We start from the raw sequence: 25,097 nt of genomic DNA, 5'->3' as shown, positions 1-25,097 counted from the left end.
ATAGGGATAGTTATGCAACCATGAATGACACTCTTATGAATTAGTGCTGGAATGCGTGTTGACGGTATGCAAACGATCGCTAGCGCTATCCACGGACACGCTTCCCTGTTCAACCTGCGTCAAGAGTTCATCCAAGTCGAATTCCTCAAGCACATCTGTACCGACAATCATGTGTTTTTCATCAGCAGCTGCCGCTTCTTGATTCCTCGCCTGTTCTCTTTGATCCTCAATATACTTGCTAAGTTCTCGTATGGTAGGGTACATAAATAAATCTGAAATATCTATTGTGCCTGGGAAGAGACGTTCAAGTTGGGGAAGCATCGTGATCGCCAGTATGGAATCTCCCCCGAGGTCATAAAAACTATCGTCGATATCAATTTCTTGTCTACCAAACAGTTCTCCCCATACGCGTGCCAGTCCCTGCTCGGTCTCATTTGCAGCAGTTGTACCCAGAAGACTTACGGTACATGCTGTCCCGGTCTGTTCATGAACAGCCTGCTGCTTGTCCGTAAACCGCAATTGAAGGGCACTTTCCTTCATCCAGCTTTCCAGTTCGATGGATAGCGGCATCATGGCAGAAATACCTGCCGATAGCGCAATAGACCAATTGATATTCCCTGCTATTGCATTCGTGATTGGCATATCCATCAATTCTTCCAGCATCGCTAATCCCTGCTTAGTTGAAACGGCATGAAGTATATTGCTATGGAAGTCCACATTATAATCCACCGCCATGCCGACATCGCTCCACGCAGGCCAATTAATAGATAACGTGCGTCGCCCGCGCAGACTTCTCAATTTTGCATATCCGTCCATATATCCATTAGCTGTCGCATAATCCGCCTGGCCGTAACCGCCCACTATGCTGGAAAAGGAAGAAAACAGAACCATTATATCCAGCTGATCTTCAGACGTAACCTGATCTAGCAGCCAAGTCCCCTCTACCTTTGGTGACATGACGCCCGCAAAAGATTGCACTGACTTGCGAGTAATTACACCTTCTCCTGCAACACCTGCACAGTGGAACAAACCGTGTATTGCTCCATAACGTTCGCGTATGTCCTGAAAACAGGTACGCAGGTCATCCATATTCGACAAATCTACACTTTGCACCGCTACCTCTACTTCTTGCTGCTTCAATTCCATAAGTGCTCTTACTACACGAGCCGTTTTGGGTTGATCTGAACTACTCAAGATTGCTTCCCAATGCGCAGGCTCTGGGCATCCGCTTCTATTTAGAAGAACAAGGTGACGAGCACCACATCCAGCTAAATAATTAGCCACCTCCAAGCCCAAACCACCTGTTCCGCCAGTTATTACGTAAACCCCATCAGAACGGTACTCAAGTGGCTGTCTGTCCAAAGAAGCAGCAGGAACAACACCGAAGCGTTCGGCATAACGGATGCCGTTGCGATAAGCACAATAGAGCCCTGTACTATCCGATGCAAGCTCTTGGAGCCAGACAGAAGCCGGCGTGTAATCATCTAAATCAATGCAGGCCGTGTGAATATGATGATGCTCTTGGCTAATCACTTTCATTAGACTCGTCAGCGAATAGCTGTCCGGCTGTAGATAAGGCTCGTCTCCAGTCACGATATCGGCATATCTCAAGACCTCGGCCAGGTGAACAGGGGTACCTGGCATCAACTTGACAAAACTACGAATCAAGTGATAGAGACTATACACACCATCGTCCAATCGCTTATGCAGGTCCAGAAGTGTATCAACAGGTTCCTGTTCACCCGCAAGCAACATATGCAGTACATACGACACATGATGATCTCGGATGGCTGCAATCAGTTCCTCATAATCAGCTGCCGCTGCACCTACCGTAAATCCGGATGCTGTGCGTGAGAAGCATGTTCCGATCTCGACTTCAATCACTTGTATATCTTGATGTCGCAGTTCGTCTGCCGCGTCCTTAGCAATTCGCGATTGGTCCGTAAATAGCAGCACTGTCTCCCCCGGATTCAGACTTTCTATGACTTCATTGCCTTCAACAGCTTCATTGCCCTGATAGGAATCGGTTACCCATTCTTTGCGAAACAAATGCGGCTCGTCTGGACGAAGCGTGTCGATCTGACGAACTTTCTTTTGCGTAAAATGATCCACATCCACGACCACATTTCCCGCTTCATCACAGATCGTCACTTTCATACGCACAACTTCCTTTGCGCGATCTTCGGCGGCAGAAGGCTCCATTCGGATGTAAGAATACAAGGTGGAAGGCACCTCACCGTATACACGTAATCCTTCATACATAAAAGGCAAATACATGCCACTTGTAATCATGTCGCCACAAAAGGTGATCGCCACATCCATCAATGCGGGATGAAAGGGCATTTGCAGCCTTTCCATGTCATAACACTCCGGCAATGATAAATGTAAGAGCAGTTCATTTTCACCCTTGTACACTTCTTCAAAGCGAATATCCGTCCAATGACGGCCAAACTGAATAGCCGGATTGCGCACTTCATAATTTGCTCCCCAATCCTGCTGCTCCAGACGTGAGCGAACACTCGTAACGTCCAGCACTGGCGCCATCTTCTTAGGCCTGACGGTTATGGCTCCAGTTGCATGAACAAGCCATTCCGGTGCTTCTGGAGTATGTTTGTCCTGTTTACTTACGATACGGAATTCGAAGCCGCTCCCAACACGCCTTACAATGGTATGTGTTTCAATCGCTTGGCTCTGCCTAAACACCATCGGCGTGTGAAAATAAACATTGCTAAATTCCAACACATCATCGTTAACGTAAGCAGAGCAGGCTTTACGCGCCATCTCGATATAGGTTGTGCCCGGAATTGTAGGAAAAGCCAGCACTCGATGATCACTTAGTACCCAGTGTCTGTCAGGATGAAATGAGGTAATAAACACCTCTTCGTCAAATGTACGTATAGCAAGTCGCTCCAGCAAGGGATGAACCGCTGCGTCATCTTCCCTTCCAGTCGTGGGAGGTGCTGTTACCAACCAAGAAGCGTCAAGCCAGCACCGCTTGCGCTCAAACGGATAGACCGGCAGTCTAATTGCAGCAGGAGAATGTACAGAATATAGTTCTTCCCATGGCACCTGCGCGCCTCGCACATACCACACAGCCAACTGCTGCAGATGTTCCATATACACTGTAGTCTGCTCTTTGGTTTGATACGTCAAGGCATGCGATATAACTTCACTTGCTTGTCGCCCTAACTCGCGCTGTTCTACTTCAGTAATCGCAATCCCGTCTTCTTTCTTTCGTGTTGTCAACTTATGCTGTCCGAAATAGACATAACGATTGCCTGTAGGCTGCTGTCGCCATTCGTTCAGTCGTGCAGCCACGTCTGTCAGGTGGCTTACAATTAATGCAAGCCGATACTCGTAATGGCCGCGGCCAGTATTGGATATATAGCAGATAGAAGATAGCTTTTCAAATTCTGTATTTGGTTCATCATGATAGTCACTCGCCGACTGTTTATCCCATAAACCGGACGCATTTATGTATTGAGTGACTACTGCTTCTAATGATTGTTGGCTTCTGGCTGATAAAGTCAGTACGTATGGCGTGGCTCGTGATAAATCCGAGCCCGGTCGAGGTCGGCGCAGCGGCGCTTCTTCTAAGATGAGGTGGCAGTTTGTTCCACTAAGTCCAAATGAGCTGATCCCAACGCGAAGCGGCCCATCTCCTTCCCACACCTTTGTCTCTGTATTCACAAAAACAGGTGAGTCTTCAAAGTTGATTTGTGAATTAGGCTTCACGTAATGAAGAAGTGGCGGCAGCTTTCGCTGTTTAAGCATGACAATCGATTTGACGAGACCAGCAATGCCCGCAGCGCTGTCCAAATGTCCAATATTAGACTTAACCGTGCCGATAGGTCTTCGCTCCCCTTGCACGGAGTAGCGGCCAAATGCTCGCTTGATGCCTTCGATCTCAATCGGATCCCCAAGCTTGGTTCCCGTTCCGTGCGCCTCCACATATCGAATTGTATCCGGCGTAATACCCGCATCCTCCCATGCACGCACGATGCAATCCTCCTGTGCTCTTGCGTTAGGCGCCGTAATGCCATTGGAGTTGCCATCCTGATTGGTGGCGCTCCCTTTAATGACCGCATGGATAACATCTCCGTCTGCCAGCGCACGATCAAGCGGCTTTAGCAAGACTGAAGCAACACCTTCGCCCCATCCTGTTCCGTCTGAACTGGCGTCAAATGACTTCGTTCGGAAGTCAGTGGAATGGATGCCGATATTGTTTTTGTCATGCACCATAGGCAGCAGATTTAACTTAACCCCTCCTGCAATGGCCATGTCACACTCTCCGCTGCGGATTGCTCTTACCGCCAAATGAACGGCCACTAGCGATGAAGAGCATGCGGTATCCACAAGCAGACTAGGTCCATGCAGATCGAGCAAATACGCAATTCGACTTGCAATTATAGAGGACACGTTGCCTGCAGTCGCAATCTGTGCCTGACCTGGCATCGTACTGGTAATCATACGCTCGTATAAAGGCCAGCCGTTATACCCAACATAGACACCTGTTCGACTTCCTTTGAGTCGTGATCCCCCATATCCTGCATCCTCAATCGTTTTCCATGCTGTTTCTAGAAATAATCGTTGGTGCGGATCCATTAGACTGGCCTCTTTAGGGGAAAGCCGGAAAAAATCATAGTCGAACTTGTCAATTTCATCTAAATATCCACACTCAGACAGTGATAGCCCCGTCATGCCAAGCTGCTCCAACATAGCGGCCACATCTTGTAGACGTGCGTCTGGAAAGGGGCGGATACAGTCCTGACGTCCTTCAAGGACATCCCATAGGGCGTCATCGCCGTTAGCACCAGGTAGATCAAATGACATTCCAATGACCGCTATATCGTGTGGACTGCCCGTTTCCTCCTGTTTAAGCAAAGTAAGCAGTTCAACGCCGACACGCTTGTCCATTTTTCCCGCAACCGTATAATCAAATATAGTCTGGCGTAATTTGCTCATTGGCGCTTCTCCTCCCTCCGGTCCAACTGACGATAGGCTTCTCCCTGTGATAGCTTCCCTTGTTCTACTTGATCAAATAAAGCAAGCAGCTCTGCTTCATACTCAGCTTGATCTAACGAACTCACATCCGTATTCTGACCTGCCCCAATTCGCGTGTCTGATTTCTGCTTTTCAACTTGCTGTTCCATGCAGTCTTTAACGTCAATTTCTTGCAGCCGCTTGTCGATGAACATCGATAAAGACTGGATTGTAGGGTGCATAAACAGGTCTACCATTGTCGTCACACCTGTGTATCGCTCCTCAAGCAGGCGATGCACGCTGACAATCATGATCGAATCTCCACCAATATCAAAGAAGTTAGCCTCTGCATGAAATTCCTCAAAACCAAGCACTTCCCGCCACACCTGCGCAATATAGGCTGCCATTTCCGAGATTGACTCCCCTTTAACAACAACCGGCTTAAACTGCCTCCCTGGAGTTGCATCCTGCTTTTGAGACGATGCAACAGCTGCTTGTAATCGCTGATGGATGTCAGGGGATAGCGGCAGCGCTGCTGTAAGCGCAGTACTGCCGTGGAGAGCGGAGGGCTGCCATTCTCCTGCCATGACAACTGGAGGCCCTCCTGCAAGCACATGATCCAAGATCATGCAGGCCTGACGATTCGAAATTGGCTTAAACCACGTATGATTCATATTGATGCCGCGTTCAACTGCCATCCCTGTTTCGCGCCAAGTCGGCCACTGTATGGAAATGGTACGTGAACTGCCAGTTTGACTTCGATAAGCAGCAAAGTGATCGAGAAAAGCGTTGGCTGCCGCATAATCGCTTTGGCCCGCCCCACCGAAAGCACTGGTCATGGAAGAGCAAAGAATAAAGAAATCAAGTTCATCAGCTGCAGTCGCATGCTCCAAGTTCCATGTCCCTTGCACTTTTGGCGCTAATACGTTACGAAACACTTCCATGTCTTTGCGAATAATAAATCCTTCGCCAGGCACCCCGGCACTATGCACAATCCCATTTATTCGGCCGAATTTCGACCGCAGTCTCGCCATTAGCGCCGACACGGCTGCTTCATCGCACACATCAACAGAGTAGAAATATACCTGCGACCCAAGCGATTCGATGTCCTGTGCAGCTGTGCGCAGCTTATCTAAGAGCTTAGGTGGATACGAAGCATCGTCAGTCAAATAAACTTCAGCTGCATCATTCCTTTGCAACAACTGGCTGGGTATATTTCTCCCAATTAATGCAATTGAGATGTGATGCTGACTTGCAAAGTGTCTCGCCAACGTGAGTCCAATACCACCAGTCCCACCAGTCATGACATATACACCATCCGACTTTAAGATCTGATTGCTATCAAACTGTTGGTATGAGGCCGCAGTCGCATCAGATTCAAGCTGCCGACCATTGGCACAAGAGAAATCCGTCTCTACGCGAATAGCAGGTGATCGAAGTTCAGCGCTCCCTTCAGATGCCGTGTTTACATCATTCCATGATACTAACGTTTGGATCTGTTCTCGATATCGCTTGCTGTTTCGCTGTGCAACTACAGCAGTCTCGAATCTGTTAGCTAATTCAGCAGCAATCTCTTCAGCCGTGGTAAATGCGTCGCAATCAAAAATCCGGGTGCTGATGTGTCCATATTCAAGCGGAATAGACTTGGTAAAGCCGATAACCGGTCCATATTCCGGTCTGACGAGTCTGTCTTCCTGTGTGACGAGATGGGCATGACTCACGATGGTTAACATGTCTAAAGGCTGTGAACAACCTGCAGTTAAATAAGCTTTTATCCATGAAAACTGTGTGTACACCCCCCATTCCAGGCTCTGAGTAAACAGAGCCCTGCTGTTCATCACGTTGGCATCTCCATCCTCGTTATCAGGGGTCATATCAAATATGACTTGTGTTATATATTCATTGTCTGTACCGCTTTGCGTTAACACTTCCGTGTAATCATGCTGTGTGCCGCGTACAACATATTCATCCTTCGATAGGGCTGTAAATGCAGTACCTAGCTTCAGATCTGTGACACGAACACCACGTGAGCACAACAATTCCTTTACTTGCTGTGCTCGTACCTGACCACGGTGCACAAGCATTACCCTTCTTCCAGAAAAAGCATGCAGGGAGGTTCCTGTTTGACCCGGCAGCCTTGAATCCGCTATATGATCCTCCTCAGATGAAGTTGGTGCACACGGGATCCAGGCGCGGACATAAAGATCGGGCAAGTCGGCACCATCACAATTATCAGCTCCTTCATTTACGTCCTGACCCAGATTAATCCAGCAGCGCAGTTTTGCAAACGGATAAACAGGTAAGTGTAGTCGGCGATACATCTGATTGTTATACATGGCTGACCAGTCTAGTCTTTCCCCGTCTACATAGCGTTGTGCAAGAACATGAAGTGAAGCCTCGTCGCACATGCTATAGTCAAAAGCTAACGACCGATCATACATATGATCATCAACTTCATTTGCACTGGACGAATGGACTTGAGTTGTCGCGAGCCCTCCGTCACCATAGTAGATCCCATCTGATTGTTCTACTCGATCAGTCCCTTCCAGAACCATGTGCTCCAGCACTCGCTTAAGCTGTTCCAACGTATCGACAACTACGGCAGCACGATAAGCATAATGACCTCGACTCGTGTTGACGGTGTAACACCAATCACCAAGACATTGACTTGATTCAGAACCGTCTGCCATAAGATGCTCCAGATAATGTCTAAGCAGGACGCGCAGCTGAGATTGATTGCGCGCAGACGCCGTAAAGAGATGGAACCCAGTCCGTTGCTGCACACCTGAAGCAGACTGAAGCTGCGGTGCTTCTTCCATGACAAGGTGTGCATTGGTCCCGCTTAAACCAAAGGAACTAACCCCGCATCGGCGTGGGTGGTCTGGCGTGCTCTCCCATGTTTGCAATACCGTCTCCACATAGACAGGCGAATCTGTAAAGTTAATCTGTCGGTTCGGCGTTTGAAAATGAACCATCGGCGGCAGCTGTTTATAATAAAGCGCCAATGCAGCGCGAATCACGCCTGCAATACCAGCACACGAATCCAGGTGGCCGATATTGGATTTCACTGTAGCAATCGCACAATACTGCTTGCGATCAGTGAAGCGAGCCACAGCATTACGGATTGCGTCAATTTCAATCGGGTCGCCAAGCTTCGTCCCTGTTCCGTGCGCTTCCCAGTAACCAAGTGTATCTGGACGAATGCCTGCCTGCCGCCAAGCCTGCATCAGCACCTCTTCTTGAGCCTCGCGATTCGGCGCCGTTATGCCAACCGATTGTCCGTCTTGATTAATTGCACTACCTTTAATGATCGCGTAGATGGGGTCGCCATCTTGTTTCGCCTTATAATAAGGCTTCAGCACGATGGCTGCGACCCCCTCTCCCCACCCAGTTCCGTCAGAACGCTCATCAAATGTCTTCGTTCGATCATCAGATGATTCGATTCCAATCTTAAATCCACTTTTTACTGGCAGCAGCTGTACTCGTACCCCGCCTGCAATCGCCATCTGACAATCCCCAGCACGGATCGCTTGACACGCAAGATGTACGGCTACTAATGAAGATGAGCAAGCTGTGTCAACCAACATTGCAGGTCCTTTTAAGTCCAGCAAATGAGCTATTCTGCTCGGAATGATTGGCGCCATGTTTCCTGCAAACGCAATATTGACAGCCTCTGGTTCGGCATGCTGTACCATCTGCTGGTATATGCCGGCGTGATTGCTGTTGAAGCCCACATAGACTCCTGTGCTGCTGCTGCGTACTCTTGCTTCTCCATAACCTGCCTGTTCAAGCGATTCCCAAGCCACTTGGAGAAACAAGCGCTGCTGTGGGTCCATAAGCGCCGCCTCTTTTGGTGATATTCCAAAAAAGTCATAATCAAACGCATCGATGTCAGTGAGATATCCTGCCTCGCCAAATTCAATCGCTTCAGACCGGTTTGCCAGTTGTTGAAGACCTCGCACATCACGTTCCCTTGCTTCCGGCAGCTTGCAAATGCAATCTGCTCCCTCCTGCATAAGCTGCCAGAAGTCACGGATGTTGTCGGCTCCTGGCATCCGAAGCGATATTCCAATAATAGCCATATCGTGTTTGGATACTTCCTGAACAGGTGGACGAGCTGATTCGTTTGGAGGAATCGACAGATCAAACAATTTCTTTTTCATAAACGAACCTCCATAGTTATGAATTTGTTCAGTCATATACAATCCCTGTTTGTGTCTAATGTGAGATGACACCAACATCCGGTGTGACATAACGTAGTTGATTCATGAGCTCTACGATCAGTTGCAGCAGTTCGCGCATTTTAGCCCAGTCCAGCAAGCCTGCGTCGAAAGTCAACGAGAGTGTAATCTCGGATTCCTGTTTATCCACCACAAGTTGTAAGCCGTACTTGCGCAGCCAAGACCCGCTTCCCTCCCACTTTCCGGCTACCGCCAGCAATGGATACACTGCATTGCGAATCTGATGGGTTGTCTCCTTCATCAGATTGCGCATCTCGTAAGAGTCCAGTTGAACCCGTGTGCGAACATCAGCATGCATTTGTAATACATGCTCAGCGTACTCCGTAATATCGGACACGGTATTCATATTAATCGGGATAACCACTGCCCTACTTTCCGCTCCACGAGAAGCCGTCACAAGATGAATTGGTACGTGATCGCCTTCACTTGCTTCATACAGTGCGTATGCATAGGCTGCCATTACACCTTCCAACCAGCGTTCATTTTGAACGGCCGTGTCATTTTTCGGAGCAAACCACTCTGGCTGCATGTTGCGGTCCACTTTGGCTTGGAGTGTCGTCTCCTCATATGCACCTGCTCGTTCCACTACCATCTCATCAAGCAGTACTACAGAAGCCAGTCCACTTGCAGAACTATCACCTTGACGTCGTGTAATCTGTTCAGCAAGATCCTTGATCGTTGGATAGGCAAATAAGTCGGTTACTCGCAGCAAATCAGGATAATGTCGGTCTAGTTTCTGATAAACCTGGATCAACAGCAATGAGTTGCCCCCTGCTCGGAAAAAGTTATCACGCAGACCAACTTGTCCTATTCTCAATACTTCACGCCATATTCCCACGAGTGTCGCTTCAGCATCCGTTGTTGGGATGTAAGATTGGGTATCATCCTCATTGACAGTCAGCATAGGCTTTGGCAGTGATTGCCGATCAATCTTGCCGCTTTGCGTAAGGGGCAAAGCAGGCAGCTCTATAAGATGTGCGGGTATCATATAGACTGGAAGCGAAGCCGCTAAATAATCACGAAGCTCTTCTTCACGTAAGCCCGCATCGGCCACGTTAATGGCAGTGGCTTCAAGAGAATGTTCGTTCCGAATGCTATAGTAACAACAAAGCATTGCCCCTCCCATATCAGAACGATTAATAACCACTGCTTGATCGATGCAAGGGTGAGCTGTTACACAAGCTTCGATCTCTCCTAATTCGATTCGGTATCCGTTTATTTTCACTTGATGGTCGACGCGCCCTACATACTCCATCAATCCGCGTGAGGTGATTCGAGCGAGATCACCTGTGCGGTACATCCGCTCATTTAATTGGAATGGGTTCAGGACAAACCGTTCTAAAGTGAGCTCATCACGCTGCCAATACCCCCGTGCTACTCCGGCTCCTCCGATATAGATTTCACCGATGACGCCAGGTGGCACAAGCCGCCTGCTGGCGTCTAGTACATAAATGGCCGTTTCCGCAATCGGTTTCCCAATGGGAACCCCTGGTCCTGTGTCAGCCAGCTCATCGAACAGATGCAGCATACACCCTACAACAGTTTCCGTCGGACCGTATTCATTGTAAATGGCAAGTGGTATTGGCCAATTTTTAGAGATCCGAGCTGCCACTGAAGTAGATAATTCCTCCCCGCCGACGATTAATGAGTGTACCGTGCTTGTTGTGATATCCATACCTGGAAGCAGCGTCAGATGGGCAGGAGTCAGCTTGGCAATTGTGACTTGACCTTCTGTCATGATTCGCTGCAATATAACGTCTATGGTGAGATCATCTCCATAAATGATCAGGCGATGCCCTCCTGTTAAGGGAACGAATAATGAAGTAATCGTCAAATCAAAGGCAATTGAAGAATAAAGCGCAAACGTCTCGGCAGCTTGTGTAACATATGCTCCTCGCGCCCAATCGATATAGTGAGATAACCCACGCTGTTCGACCATTACTCCCTTAGGTCGACCTGTTGAACCCGATGTGTACATGACATAAGCAAGACGTGATAATTCATCCGTGCATGCAACTGCATTTAATTCCGACGGATAATGATCATCATTCAATGCGCTATAGTTGTTACTCTCAAGGGATTGGTCTGCTCCATATTTGTTCAGATTCAGCAGCCAAGATTCTATATCCAGCACAGAGCCATTCCATCCAATTTCAGCTTCACCAGCTTGTTGTTCGATTGTCTTTTCTGGATCTGCATTGATAACCGATCGGTTATATCCCTTCTGCTCGCCCCAGCCCTCGATGATCTCGACAGTTGTGTGATCGGTCAGGACTAGCGTGGTACCACTGTCTCGCAGCATATACTGTATCCGATCCTGCGGATAGGCAGGATCTATCGGCATATAGGCTCCTCCTGCTTTGTGAATTGCCAAGATTGCCGTTACCAATGCCGGTGATCGTCCCATTAGAATACCTACAATTCGATCAGGTCCCACGCCAAGCGTGCGCAGCTTAACTGCAAATTGTGCGGCTCCATCGTCTAGTTCACGATAGGTTACCTCTCTACCTTCATGCCATATAGCTGTCCTGTCTGGCGTCATTGCCGCCTGCTGCTCGATCAAACGATAGACTGGCATCGCTGTCGATTTCATGGCAAGTGTGGGGATAAGATCCCACTCAGCAAGCAGTATCTGCTGCTGCTTATCGTCAAGAAGTGCAAGAGCATCCAATTCGGTGTCAGGACTGCTCGTCATTTGTTGGAGTATATATCGATATTGCTCCGCCATCCGTTCAATTGTTGTATGCTTAAACAGTGCAGTGGCATATTCTAAGCGAATGCGGATACCATGTTCTGCTTCTGCCGCTTCAAAGGTAAGGTCGAATTGGCTTGCACGCCTCTCAAACGGAAGTGGACGAAATGAAACTTGACCTGTACTCATTTGGGCGACATCCATGTTTTGAAGCGCAAATAGCGTATCAAACAACGGGTTCCGTCCTGCGTCTCGGTTCCATGCCAACTTGTCCACCAAGTCCTCAAATGGATAGGCCTGATGCTCAAACGCCTGCATCAAGTCACTGTGCATGCGCTGAATGCGTTGTCTGATTCTCTCGCTGCCAGCTGTTCTGCTGCGAACGAGAACGGTGCTGACAAACATTCCGATGACGTGCTCCAAATCACTTCTGTCACGGCCTGCTACTGGAGTACCTACAATAATGTCGTCTTGACCAGTCAATTGATGAAGCAGCGTCGTATAAGCTGTAAGCATCACCGTATATAACGTAGTCCCTTCAGCTCTCGCTAACTGCTTAGCAGCAGATGTAAGTTTAGCATCCAAATGAAAATAATGACATTTACCATCATTACTCTTCATTCGAGGCCGCGGCATGTCCGTCGGCAGTTCAAGAACAGGCAGCTCGCCACTCATCGTGCTAAGCCAATAACCTTCATCCTGCTTGTATCTATCGCTCTCCCGTGTCAAATGCTGTACACTCGCATAGTCCGTATACGATACCGAAAGCGGCACCAACTGCTGCTGCCCGTACAATGCAGCCAACTCGCGGACCAGTATCATCAACGATATACCGTCGGAAATAATGTGATGCATATCAATCAGCAGCAAATGGCGCTTATTTGATCGAGATTGCGCTTGGGCATCCGAGCACACGATGAGATCTCCAGTCAAACCTATCTTTTTGACCAGTGTAACTAGTCTTACACGTAAGAGCGGAGCTGCTTGTAGGTCAAACGGTCGTATGAACGTTTTCATCAGACCACTTAATGCCTCGTCATCCCAGCCCATGTTGTCATATAACTCTTCTTCATCCACAACAGCCTTGTCTATTTTAAAAGCAACGAATGGTTCAACCCGCTGCACAGGCTCCCCATCCACCATTTCAAAAGAAGTCCGCAAACTCGATTGACGTTCAATCAAGCTTGTTAGCGCTTGTTCCAGCTTAGAGCAGTCAATCTCACCTTCGATTGCAACCGCGACAGGAAGATGGTATGCCGTGGTGTCGCCACCGAGATGCTGCAAAATGAATTGCCGCTTTTGCGCGCTGGACAGCGGGTAGGTGACACGTGTCTCCACATTTATAGTTTGATGTTCCTGTGCTTGGATTTGCGAGCGCGAATCATTGGTCTCAGAGCGCTGCTGTTCCTCAGCAGTGTCTGGCCTAAAGACACGGTCAGCAGAAGTCGCGGCGACCGATTGAACTGCAGATGCAGCGTTCATTAGGAAATTTGCTGAGTCATCTTTCTTCATATCCGTCCCAATAGACAATGGCTGACTACCTTGAACAGTCATATTATCGTATGGGGCTATAGGCTGTATCGGCTCCAGTATGTCCGCAAACGGATTCTGCTGCTGTCCTTCCAAGAACGACTCTGGCTCCAACGTATCGATTCTCGATGCCATTTCCGCTAACGTAGGGTACTGGAATACTTCGCTTAACAGTAAATTCACTCCGAATTGCTCACGAACACGGTTCACCAGCATAGCTGCCTTCAAGGAATGACCGCCTTGATCAAAGAAATGATCTTCCGCACCTATCCGGTCAAGGCTTAATACGTCTTGCCATATAAGGGCAAGCGACTTCTCCGTATCACTAATCAGCTCGGCATAGATGCGTTCCCCAGCGATATCCGCTTGCCCCGGCTGCGGCAGCGCTTTACGATCGACCTTCCCCGTTGGCGTCAAAGGAATGGCATCCAGCTTAACATAGTAAGTAGGCACCATATATTCCGGCAGCTTTCGCTGCAAGCCTTGGCGGAGTTGAGCGGTCGTTATCTCATCCGAACAGACGATGTAAGCACATAACTCACAGTCATCTACATCACCTTCTTCATGATGAGCTGGCCACACGTGAATGACGGCATCCTTCACGTACTGCAGCGCCAACAGTTGGTGTTCGATCTCGCCTAATTCAATCCGGTGGCCACGAATTTTCACTTGATGGTCTCGTCGCCCAGCAAAAGCAAATTGTCCATTAGATAAGCGTCTTCCGATATCCCCGGTGCGATACAATTTTTCACCTTGCCGATAAGGATGATCTACGAATGCTTGCATTGTCCAATCTTCATGCGCCATATATCCGCGCCCAAGCCCGTCCCCGCCAATGTGGATTTCACCTAAGACACCAATAGGCTGCAATCGTCCGTCTGCATTAAGCACCAGCATCTCAGCGCCTGCAATTGGTGTTCCGATCGTTATTTCAACCGCAGGCTCAAGGTGACTCTGTAGATTAAATGGTTGCTGGTCAAGAAGCTCGTCTGACTGCAGTGGAGATTGTTCTTGCTCTTCGTACCTACGTCCCACATGTGTTACTTCCTGAACAGCTGTCCATACCGCCGTTTCTGTAGGGCCGTACAAATTATAAATGCGTGCTTTTGTGCTAGATTGCAGCTCAGAGAGCAAATGTTGAGACAGCGGCTCGGCACCGATCATTAAAATATGCAAGTTCTGCCAAGCACTCAGATCACCTGACTGAGCAATCCACCACTTCGTGCGTGATGGCGTGGTCTGAAGCACCTGTACGTGGTGTTTGCGGATTAATTCGCTTAATTGTGTCGTATCGCTCTTCTCTTCATCATTAGCAAGCACGATTTTCATACCAAGCGTTAATGGAAGCAGCGTCTCAACGATAAAGATATCGAAGGAGACTGTAGCTAGTCCCAGGATCGCCTGTCCCTCCGTCATCTCGAACCGCTGCGCAAAGCCGTCGATAAAGTGACTGAGTCCTTTATGCTCAATCATGACGCCTTTAGGCCGCCCCGTTGAACCTGACGTATACAAAATGTAGGCCAGATCATGTTCATGGTTAACCTGTTCCAATTGAGCAGCCAGCTTGTTATCCGCGTACATATCCGGATCGTCCAGCAGCCATTCTTCAGCAGCATGCAGCGAGCCTGCATATGCACGTTCAGTCAATACCAACTTAGTACCACAATCCTCCAGCATCAGTTCAATGCGCTCCCTTGGGAATGATGGATCGATGGCAACATATGCACCTCCTGCCTTTAGAATCGCTAACAATCCGATCAACAGCTCAGTAGATCTGCCAGCCAATAGTGCAACAATACAACCCGGTCCTACCCCACGCTGCCGAAGTGTATAAGCAAGCTGATTTGCCCGCTCATTTAATTGGTAATAAGTTATCGATACGCCCCCACATATGATAGCAATTGCTTGTGGGGTCTTGGCTGCTTGTTCATCAATTAACTGGTAGACACGTTTCATCCGATTATCGGAAATCGACAACTGCTCCCCATGACTTTGTTCACTTCCGCACAGCTCGTCAGCATGCTCCTTCTTGTTATCGATTGTCAGCAGCAGATCAAGCTCATCAGCACCAAGCAGTTCAAGCTCCTTTAATTGGCGAGCAGGATCTGCGGCCATTTCAGCTAACAGCTTCACATAATGACGGGCCATACGAGCGACAGTGGCAGGTTCAAAGAGTCGAGTCGCATACTCTAGATGGAAACGCAGAATATGATTGTCTTCTGCCGCTTCCAGCGTCAGATCAAATTTGCTCATCTGCTGCTCCAATTGAATCGGCTTAAATTGTACGCCCGCTGCTTTCAGTTCCGCTTTGTCCATATTTTGCATAATAAACATCGTATCAAACAAAGGATTTCGACTTGTATCTCTTGCCGTAAAGAGCTTGTCAACCAAACGTTCAAACGGGTAATGCTGACGCTCCATCGCTTCAATGATGCGGCGCTGCAACCGTGAGACATACTCCTTAATGGTCAGATCGGGATTCGCCTCACTTCGAATTGCCACGGTGTTAACCATCATGCCAACAATTTGTTCCATTTGGATTTGCGTGCGTCCAGCTACCGGCGTACCCACTACGATGTCCTCTTGTCCACTGTAACGGCTGAGCAGCGTAAAGTATCCCGCTAGTAAATACGTGTACAACGTCACACCACACGTCTTCGCGCTAGTGCGAATTCGTGCGCTTAACTCACGATCCACTTCAAACCATATCTGGCTTCCCTCATAGCTCTGTAGTTCAGGTCGCTTATAATCAGCAGGTAGCTTCAATATAGGCAGTTCGCCCTGAAATACCCCCAGCCAGTATTGTTCCTGCTCCAGCATAACCGCGCCTTGAAGCTGCCGCTCTTGCCATACTGCGACATCCTTCATCTGTATAGACAACGGAGCTAGTGATATTCCTGCGTATAACGCTGTCAAGTCCTTCATCAGCACAGCCATAGAGAATCCATCCGATATAATATGATGCATATCAAACAACAGCATATTTTTCGTCTGCAGCTGTTCAGAATCGGATTCCTTACTTACCAGCGTAACCAATTCCACTCGGATCAGCGGAAAAGTGGCGAGGTCAAATGGTCGGACAAATTCGCCCATGATCTTCTTTTCTTCCCCTGCCACTGCCTGCCGCTCTGTCAGTACAATCCTTGCTTTTTCGTGTACAACTTGTACCGATTTGTCGTGATCTGCGGCAAAAGAAGTTCGTAGTGATTCATGGCGATCTACCAGACCTTGCAGCGCCTCTGCTAGCGCCTTGTAATCCAAATTTCCCACGACCTCTACCGCAGCCGGCATATTGTACGCAACACTATCGTTATGAAGCTGGTCAAGCAAGTAAAGACGATGTTGAGCTGCAGTTGTCGGATAACGATCAGCACGTACGGTTGACACAATTACTTCTCTTGCCTGTTCCGCTCTGTCAAGTATGTTATCTCTATCTGTACTGCCTCCCCGAACAAGCTCTCTCTCTTCTAAATATTCCGCCAATTCCGCTACTGTAGGCCGTTCAAATACGACTGACACAGGAATCTCCTCGTTAAACATTTGGCTTAATCGAGACACTAGCATCGTCGCCTTAAGAGAGTGACCTCCTAATTCAAAGAAATGTTCGTGAATACCTGCATCAGGTATCCCGAGGATATCACGGAACAATTCTGCAACCATCATTTCTTTTTCTGTACGCGGCTTCACTCTTGTCTCGCTTAATGCAGCAAGCTTGTCCGGCTCTGGCAGCGCATGGCGGTCAACTTTGCCGTTTGCCGTGAGTGGAATAGCTGGAAGTGATACAAAATATGACGGAATCATATATTCAGGAAGGCGAGCAGCCAAAAATTTCCTTAGCATCAGCCTACTAATATTTTGGTCCCCGACGATATATGCACAAATATATTTCAGTCCTTGCTCCTCTTCACGTGTAACCGCAAGTACCTGTCGTATGCCCTCGTATTCACACAGATGAACTTCGATCTCACCCAGCTCAATGCGATAGCCTCGTATTTTCACCTGATGATCGATACGACCAATAAATACAGCATTGCCTTCGGGCTGCCATTTGGCCAAATCACCTGTCCGGTATAGTGTCTTGTCTTGGAACAACGGATGACGCACAAACCGTTCCGCTGTCAATTCCGGCTTGTTCCAGTAACCACGGGCAAGACCAGCACCGGCTATGCACAATTCGCCAGTAATGCCTGTCGGTACGATCTTGTTGCCATATCCGAGCAAGTACACTTCAACGTTGTGCATAGGCTTGCCAATTGGCACATTGCGACCTTCCACTACGTGTTCCTGGAATACGTACATATTGGAGCACACGGTAGATTCCGTCGGTCCATACCCGTTTATAATGCGCATTTCCGGATTTAAACGCTTAAATTTGGCTAATGTGCTGTCTTTAATCGGTTCTACCCCGACGAGCAGCTTGTTCAAGCGTAGTGAATCCGAATGTTTCTCAAGTAAGGCAGCCAACTCACCCAGTAAGGTGGGTGGTAAATATGCAAAGGTTATGCCTGATCCGCTGATGCTGCGAGCAATGGCTCTTACATCCAGCACACCGCTATCCGGATAAAATACAAGTGTTGCTCCAAACATAAGCGGTGTGAACATTTCGCACACACTGACATCAAAGGATAGATTGGTCAAACTCAAAAACCGATCTTCAGGTGTGATCGTATTTTCATAGAGAGCATTCATAGAGTAGGCAAAGTTATAAAAGTTGCTGTGAGCAATCATTACCCCTTTCGGACGTCCCGTGGATCCAGACGTATAAATGACGTACATCAGATCATCCGGATCTGTGGGCAAATCTAAATTACTTGCCTCTCCTGCAAGCCATTGATCACTTGCTAAATCGATACTTACTCCTGCAAATGGGAGCGTCTGATTTTCCCCTTCTATTAAGAGAACGGATGCCCCGCTATCTTGCAGCATATACATTTTTCGATCTGCAGGATTAGAAGGATCAATCGGCATATATGCCCCTCCAGCTTTAAGTACAGCAAGTAAACCGACAATTAGTCTAACGGAACGTTCAGCCATAACGGCAACAATAGTCCCTTTACTGACCCCATTCGTTCTCAGTGCGCGAGCGAGACGATTAGCCTGCTCATTCACTTCCCGGTAAGAGAGCTTGTCTGGCCCACATTCAACCGCTGTACGCGCTGGATAAAGCTGTGTCATTCGCTCCATGCGCCGATGAATCCCCTCTATCTCACCAAACGAAGGCCCCACGTTGGAGCAGATCGAAGTTCTTAATTCTAGTTCTTCCTCAGCAGTTAATATACGATAACTGCCTAATGTTAAGTGTGGCGCCTCCACCATCTGCTCAAGCAGATATACATAACGGTTCATCATTACCTGTACTGTCTCGCGTCGGAACAAGGCTGCGCTGTATTCCACAACTAGCCTCAGTTGCTCCCCTCGTTCAACTGCCTGAACCATTAGATCGTATTTAGCCGTCCGATGATCATATCGCTGATGGATGCATTGTACCTCTCCAAGCTTCAGTTCCGGCATATCCAGATTTTGCATCACAAACATCGTATCAAACAACGGGCTGCGGCTTGGATCAAAACGCTCATGACCTAACACCAGCTCTTCGAATGGATAATACTGATGTTCCATGCATGCCAGGATCGTATCCTGAACCTCTTTGACATATTCGAGATACGTCTTGTCTGATTCTGGATAGCTGCGCAGGACAACTGTGTTAACAAACATACCAATCACGGATTCCAGTTCGGTTCGCGATCGACCTGCTATCGGCGTTCCTACCGCAATGTCAGTTTGATTGGAGTAATTGGCGAGCAGCGTATAATAAGCTGATAAAAGTACTGGAAACAAGGTGCAGTGCTGTGCTTGTGCCAAACGGTGCAGCTTTGCCGTTAATTCAGCCGATACGTACACGTCAAACGTCTCGCCTACATTACTTTTCACAGGAGGTCTGGCGAAATCCGTCGGAAGTTCCAACACTGGCATGTCCATGAGACCTTGATTAAGCCAGAATCGGCGATGTGCTTCCATCGCCTCCGTATGGCTCCGCTCCAACTGCCATGCGGCATAATCGCGGTAAGAGACACTCTGTTCCAGCAGTTCACCGTCTGTATATAACGTCATTATTTCTTTAATTAACAAGCCTGTTGAAGTTCCATCTGATACAATGTGATGCATATCCAGAAATAGTACATACACAACTTCAGAGATTCTGAACAGCGCCGCCCGCAGCAACGGAGCCTGCTCCAACTGAAAAGGAGCATGGTGTGATCTGAGCAGCTCAGACATTTCCGACTCATTAGCCTCGATCAGAGGGAGATGAAAAGGCACTTTGTCTGAAATGCGCTGCCGAATCTCGCCGTCTTCGATCAGGAATGAACCTCGAAGCATTTCGTGTCTGGCGATTAACGTCTGCAGCGCCTGCTCCAGCTTGATAACGTCGAGTGCTCCTTCTAATCGCAGCGTTTCCGGCAAGTTGTAACTCTTGTCCGCAGGAGCTGCTTGCTGCTGCAGATATAGGCGGCGTTGCGCTGGCGATACAGCATAAGTCTCCTGCTCAGGCAGCCGCGGAATGGGATCGTCGTGCAACGACTCATTTATTCGTTCCGCAACGAGGAGAGCCAGCAGCTTAATCGTTGGCGAAGCAAATAATTGAGCAGCTTCAAGTCGGATCTGCCATTTATCATAAATAAGGTTCATCACCTTAAGTGCCATTATCGAGTCGCCACCAAGCTCAAAGAAGGAACGGTTCAGTTCCAACTCCTCATAACCGAGCGTATCTCCCCACCAGTCAGCAATCTGCTGCTCCACCGAGTTATAGTCTTCGCCAATCACCAGAACTTGGGCTGTGTCATAATCACTGCCTGTCAAGCTCCGTGAAGCAATGAGCCGAACATGCGGTAGAACAGGATTACGAGTGCTAAGCCAAGTCTCATATCTGCGCCGCCAGTCAGCAAGAATTGTTTTCATTTCCACCGCCAGCTCTGGCGGCAGCTCCGTCTCTTGTCCAGGATCCCCTGTCAAGAAAAGTGAGTCCCAAGAAGACACAGCAGCAGGTTCCACCCAGCACTGCGTCGGTTCGAAGGAATATCCCGGCAGCGGTAGCTTGCGGTAAACTTGGTTGCCGTATAAACGATCCCAAGATATATAGGCCCCTTGTATATACGACTGAGCTAACTTCTGTACCAGACGGTTATCTTCCAGCCAATCAGGACTCACATTTGTCAGCTTGTCTGCTAGAAGCAGTTGGTCGGATACAGTCGAATTCTGTGCCCCAGCCTCAGCAAATAGAAATTCGGACACCCGCCCGCCATAGATTCCATCCATGATGGTTTCACCACAGGTTGAATGCACCTGTTCAAGCTTGGGATCTGTTATAGCCGTAGTAGACATATCAGCAAACGAGAAGCTTGACGGACATTCCTGCTCTACCATCATCATTTTATCGATAAAATCCGACTGTTCACCTGCCAATCGCAGCTTAACGACAAGCTCTTGCAGATCACAGGCTAAAATGGCAAGGCGGTATGCATAATGACCGCGTCCTATGTGCGCAGTGTAACAAACGTCGGCCAGACTCCAACTGGCTGGAGCTGATGCAATCCGCAGCGCATATTCTGCTGCCATCCTTCTTAATGCGGCTTTTGTTTGGGCAGATAGCGTAAACAACTGCCAACGCCCCTCTTTTTTTGCAGCTGCTGATTGTGTTGTGAAACGACTCTCGCTGGTGTTTAGTGCGGGATGATCTGCGCATACATCTAACTGCGTTGCCTCTTCCAACACGATGTGGCAGTTGGTACCGCTCATACCAAATGCGCTCACCCCACAGCGTAAAGGTGTTGCCGCATGCTCCTCATGCGGCTTCCACGCTGAAAGTCGGTCATTGACATACAAGGGCGATTCTGTCAAAGATAGACTGCGATTCGGCTGCTGAAAATGCAAGGTGGCCGGTAACTGCCTGGCCCGCAGCGCTAATACCGCTTTCAGCATGCCGACCATGCCTGCTGCATGATCCAAATGGCCCACATTACTTTTCACTGAGCCGATAGCGCACAACTGCCGCTTCTCAGTGTAGCGGCGGAATGCCCGCGTCATGCCTTCAATTTCAATCGGATCGCCAAGTGCTGTCCCCGTGCCGTGGGCCTCCATATAACTGACCGTCTCAGGGTCGATACCCGCATCCTGCCAAGCCCGAATAATAACGTCTTCCTGCGCCACCGCATTTGGCGCTGTAATCCCGACAGACGCACCATCCTGATTCATAGCACTACCCTTAATAACAGCATAAATATAGTCGTTGTCCTGCTCTGCTTTATGAAGCGGCTTTAGAACAAAAGCCACAACACCCTCACCGATTCCCGTTCCGTCTGCAGCCTCGTCAAACGGCTTTGCCCGATAATCACTCGCTTCAATGCCGAGCCGGATGCCCGTATCCATCGGCAGCAGGTTTAATTTGACACTTCCTGCAAGCGCCGTGTCACATTCTCCGTTTCTAAGTGATTGGCACGCAAGATGAATCGCGACCAGAGATGACGAACATGCCGTATCTATGCTGAGACTCGGCCCTCTAAAATTAAGCAAATAAGAGATGCGGCTTGCAATCATCGGGCTCAAGTTGCCTGCTGCCGCCAAAGAAAGCGATTGTGGGCTCAACGTTTCCAGCACACGTTTATAATCATGAAGTGTATCTGCATTATGACCCACAAATACACCTGTTCTCGTATCGCGTAGTCCATCGCCGCCATAACCAGCATCCTCGATCGCCCGCCATGCAGTCTGCAGAAACATACGCTGGTTAGGGCTCATCAGAGCGGCTTCATGAGGCGATAGACGGAAAAATGCATAATCAAACTCGGACACGTCCTCCAGATAAGCACCCTCAAAAAAAACGACTCGTTCCTCGTTTACCCGCAGTTTGTTTAGGTAAGGTTTCATTTGAAGTCGACGACTGTCAGGGAATGGACCCACAGCATCCACCCCTTGCTGCAGACACTCCCAGAACTGGTCATACGTTGCGGAAAGAGGCAGCTTCGCCGAAATCCCAATGATGGCAATATCGTGTAAGGAAGCTTCTGCTATGTATCCGTCCAGCTTATCGTCTTCCATCTTTTCTAACGTCTCATTTTCCAACAGCTGTAATTGAAACATCCAAGCTCCTCCTTCCATTACGCCAAATCGCGGCCATGCAGCCAACAAGGATTAGCACACTTACGATCAGCATTTTCATCGCTACGCCCGAATCCGTTCCATCTATAAGTAGCGATAGCACAATAATCGTAGTTGTGCTGGCTGCATGTGTAATCAGAACAGGCCACAGTGACCCAGTAAAATACCGCACAAGGGCATATAATATGGCGCCAAGCGCAGCAAAGCTTCCTACGACAACATCCATAAATACAACACCAAACAATAAAGCCTGACCTATAATTGCAACCATGCTATTAAACTTCTCAAGCAAGCTGTTATAAATGATTCCTCTAAATAGCCATTCTTCGAATAACGTTCCGATAATAGCGCTGTTAAGCAGCACAAGCCACAGGAGCTCTCCTTGAGCTACAAACGTCACCAAGTTGGCAATCGAGGGAGCGACTTCCGCAATAAGCGGTATTCTCGTAAAGGAAAGAATAAATACGCCAAGACTTAATCCTAGCCCAATAACCGGCAGCACCTGTGATGTGTTCCAGCGATTAAAGGAACCGATACGAACTAGCGTTGTACCGAATAGTGGCAGTAATACCGCAAACAGCAGCAAGGCGACTAGATCTGCGGCCGCCATCACGATCGTGGCATTACGTTGTACAAATGCATGCAAAGGTGCATAAATGGCTCCTTGATAAAGGACCGCATTGACAGCAAACATTACAGCAACGTACAGGACGACAAACATTAGCACTCTTGCCACTGCCGCTACCTGCTTCATACTGCCTGCACTCCTTTATGCTGCGTATAACTTATATTCGGCGGGCTCGCCTTGCGATGGCGCCGAGCGTATCGCATACATACACCAATAATCAGAATGGATACAACCATGACAGTGATTTGCAAAGGCAATCCTTTTAACGCCAAATTCGAATTCCACATGACATACTGCACGCCCTGACAAGCGATCTGCGCAATGACAGGAGCCCAAATCGAATCAAACCATACATACAACAAAGCAAATATCACAGCTCCAAGGAAGCCGTACAAGGATAACACCGGATCCCCTTGGAAAAACAAAATACCATACATGATACCTTGCAGTACGATCGCCATCCATACTGGAAACACCGTGCGAAATTCGTTGAGCAGCAGGCCTCTGAACAAAGTCTCTTTATAAATATTTCCTAACAGTAAAAATGCAAGGAAGACATACCATTCTGCTCGGTTGATATAATCCAGAAGCACTATAAACGTACTGCCCTCCGGTCCCCGGAAAGCGGGCAGCATAGAGAAGGCAATCGTGAATATTCCTGCCGCTGCCCCAATGATACACGCATAAACAGCAGGCACAGCCGCAATTCGTTGATAGCGGGCTACTTTGAATATAGACTTGCGCAGCAAAAACCATAATGCCAAGGCCATTAATGGAAATCCAACGATATCGTTTAAGATGATGATAAACAGCGTATTACGTTCAAACCAAGGGGACAGCGAATACAAATACGTGAAAAATAGATGATTAACGGTATAAAACCAAGCAAAGTAAATACCAACGATCAGAAGTACGGAGACTAACATGAGCCCCACTCTTTTAATCATAGATGATGCTCCTTTCGACTTATAAATGGGGGTACCTGGCTCCCGCTAACGGGAGCCTCCAATGTCACTAAGCGCCGGTTGGAGCAGATGGACGCTTTGCAGCCCCTGTTTCCACACTTCTAGCACCATGTACCCATACTCGCCATGAAGCTCCAAACAAGAAGAGCAGACTAATCAGCGTAATCACGATAAGCGCTGTTTGGCCTAAACGATTTGCCCACTCGAACAGTCCCGCATATTTAGCGAGGAAGATTGAGCTCATTGCCACCACCTGCACTGTAATCGGAGCCCAGATGGATTGCATGCGTACATATAACATGCCGTATATTAGGCCTGAGCCAAATCCAATCAGGGCCACTTCTAATCCAGGCTGAACCGCAGCATACAGCAGTGCCTGAATGAGCAGAGCCAGACTTGTATGCATCATCGTACGCAGTTGGTTAAATACAATGCCTCGAAACAAAATTTCTTCAAATGCAGGGGCGATCACGCCTGCCCCTATAATGACATAGACAATCGAATCCGCATGCATCAAGTTGCTGACCAGCGCAGGAATCGCGGCCATATGAGCTTCAATCCAATCGATGAGTACAAGTCCGATACTAAACGTGCAGCCGGCGATCCCCATCGCCAATAACAGCAGAAATTGTTTGCTGCTGAGCCGATCCATACGAAAGGATTTAAACAGCTTGAGCTGCGGATCTCGGCGCAGTCCTGCCTGTATCCGAAAATAAACCACGTACAGAAGCAAGGTAAGTATAAAAGTAACTGCCATAAATACCGTCTGATTTCGTATCATAAACTCGGTATACGCTTGCAGTGCAGGGACTTTATAAGCGGAGCCGTGTACATTCAGGACAAGGAAAAATAATCCGATGCATACGACGACGTTTACTATCATCCAGATTGCTTTTTTCATCAGC

The 25,097-nt window shown here is 48.4% G+C and carries 6 protein-coding genes; all 6 read right to left on the bottom strand.

What is annotated here, in order from left to right; all coding sequences use genetic code 11:
• Window positions 1–33: 33 nt before the first annotated feature.
• Window positions 34–4,965, bottom strand: a complete 4,932-nt coding sequence (locus QP775_RS03005) for a type I polyketide synthase (protein WP_285103481.1) — start codon at window positions 4,963–4,965, stop codon at window positions 34–36.
• Window positions 4,962–9,146, bottom strand: a complete 4,185-nt coding sequence (locus QP775_RS03000; protein ID WP_285103478.1) for a type I polyketide synthase — start codon at window positions 9,144–9,146, stop codon at window positions 4,962–4,964. Before QP775_RS03000 ends, QP775_RS03005 begins: the two co-directional genes overlap by 4 nt.
• 55 nt (window positions 9,147–9,201) lie before the next feature.
• Window positions 9,202–22,581 carry a non-ribosomal peptide synthetase gene (locus tag QP775_RS02995; protein ID WP_285103476.1) on the bottom strand — a complete coding sequence of 4,460 codons (13,380 nt, stop codon included), beginning with the start codon at window positions 22,579–22,581 and terminating at the stop codon, window positions 9,202–9,204.
• The gene (locus QP775_RS02990; protein ID WP_285103474.1) at window positions 22,553–23,353 is read right to left on the bottom strand and encodes a CPBP family intramembrane glutamic endopeptidase; all 801 of its coding nucleotides are present in this window, start codon (window positions 23,351–23,353) and stop codon (window positions 22,553–22,555) included. Before QP775_RS02990 ends, QP775_RS02995 begins: the two co-directional genes overlap by 29 nt.
• Window positions 23,350–24,174 (bottom strand): CPBP family intramembrane glutamic endopeptidase, encoded by an 825-nt coding sequence (locus tag QP775_RS02985; RefSeq protein WP_285103472.1) that lies wholly within the window; start codon window positions 24,172–24,174, stop codon window positions 23,350–23,352. The genes QP775_RS02990 and QP775_RS02985 overlap by 4 nt, the downstream gene beginning before the upstream one ends.
• Before the next feature lie 67 nt (window positions 24,175–24,241).
• The gene (locus tag QP775_RS02980; RefSeq protein ID WP_285103470.1) at window positions 24,242–25,093 is read right to left on the bottom strand and encodes a CPBP family intramembrane glutamic endopeptidase; all 852 of its coding nucleotides are present in this window, start codon (window positions 25,091–25,093) and stop codon (window positions 24,242–24,244) included.
• Window positions 25,094–25,097 lie beyond the last annotated feature (4 nt).

The organism is Paenibacillus sp. UMB4589-SE434 (assembly GCF_030226685.1).
Classification (GTDB): Bacteria; Bacillota; Bacilli; order Paenibacillales; family Paenibacillaceae; genus Paenibacillus_B.
This window is presented reverse-complemented; position numbering and strand designations above follow the sequence as displayed.

What these genes read in the sequence shown, in the direction of transcription:
- QP775_RS02980 (WP_285103470.1), bottom strand. Translation starts at nt 25,093, where the DNA reads ATGAAAAAAGCAATCTGGATGATAGTAAACGTCGTCGTATGCATCGGA.
- QP775_RS02985 (WP_285103472.1), bottom strand. Translation starts at nt 24,174, where the DNA reads ATGATTAAAAGAGTGGGGCTCATGTTAGTCTCCGTACTTCTGATCGTT.
- QP775_RS03005 (WP_285103481.1), bottom strand. Translation starts at nt 4,965, where the DNA reads ATGAGCAAATTACGCCAGACTATATTTGATTATACGGTTGCGGGAAAA.
- QP775_RS03000 (WP_285103478.1), bottom strand. Translation starts at nt 9,146, where the DNA reads ATGAAAAAGAAATTGTTTGATCTGTCGATTCCTCCAAACGAATCAGCT.
- QP775_RS02995 (WP_285103476.1), bottom strand. Translation starts at nt 22,581, where the DNA reads ATGTTTCAATTACAGCTGTTGGAAAATGAGACGTTAGAAAAGATGGAA.
- QP775_RS02990 (WP_285103474.1), bottom strand. Translation starts at nt 23,353, where the DNA reads ATGAAGCAGGTAGCGGCAGTGGCAAGAGTGCTAATGTTTGTCGTCCTG.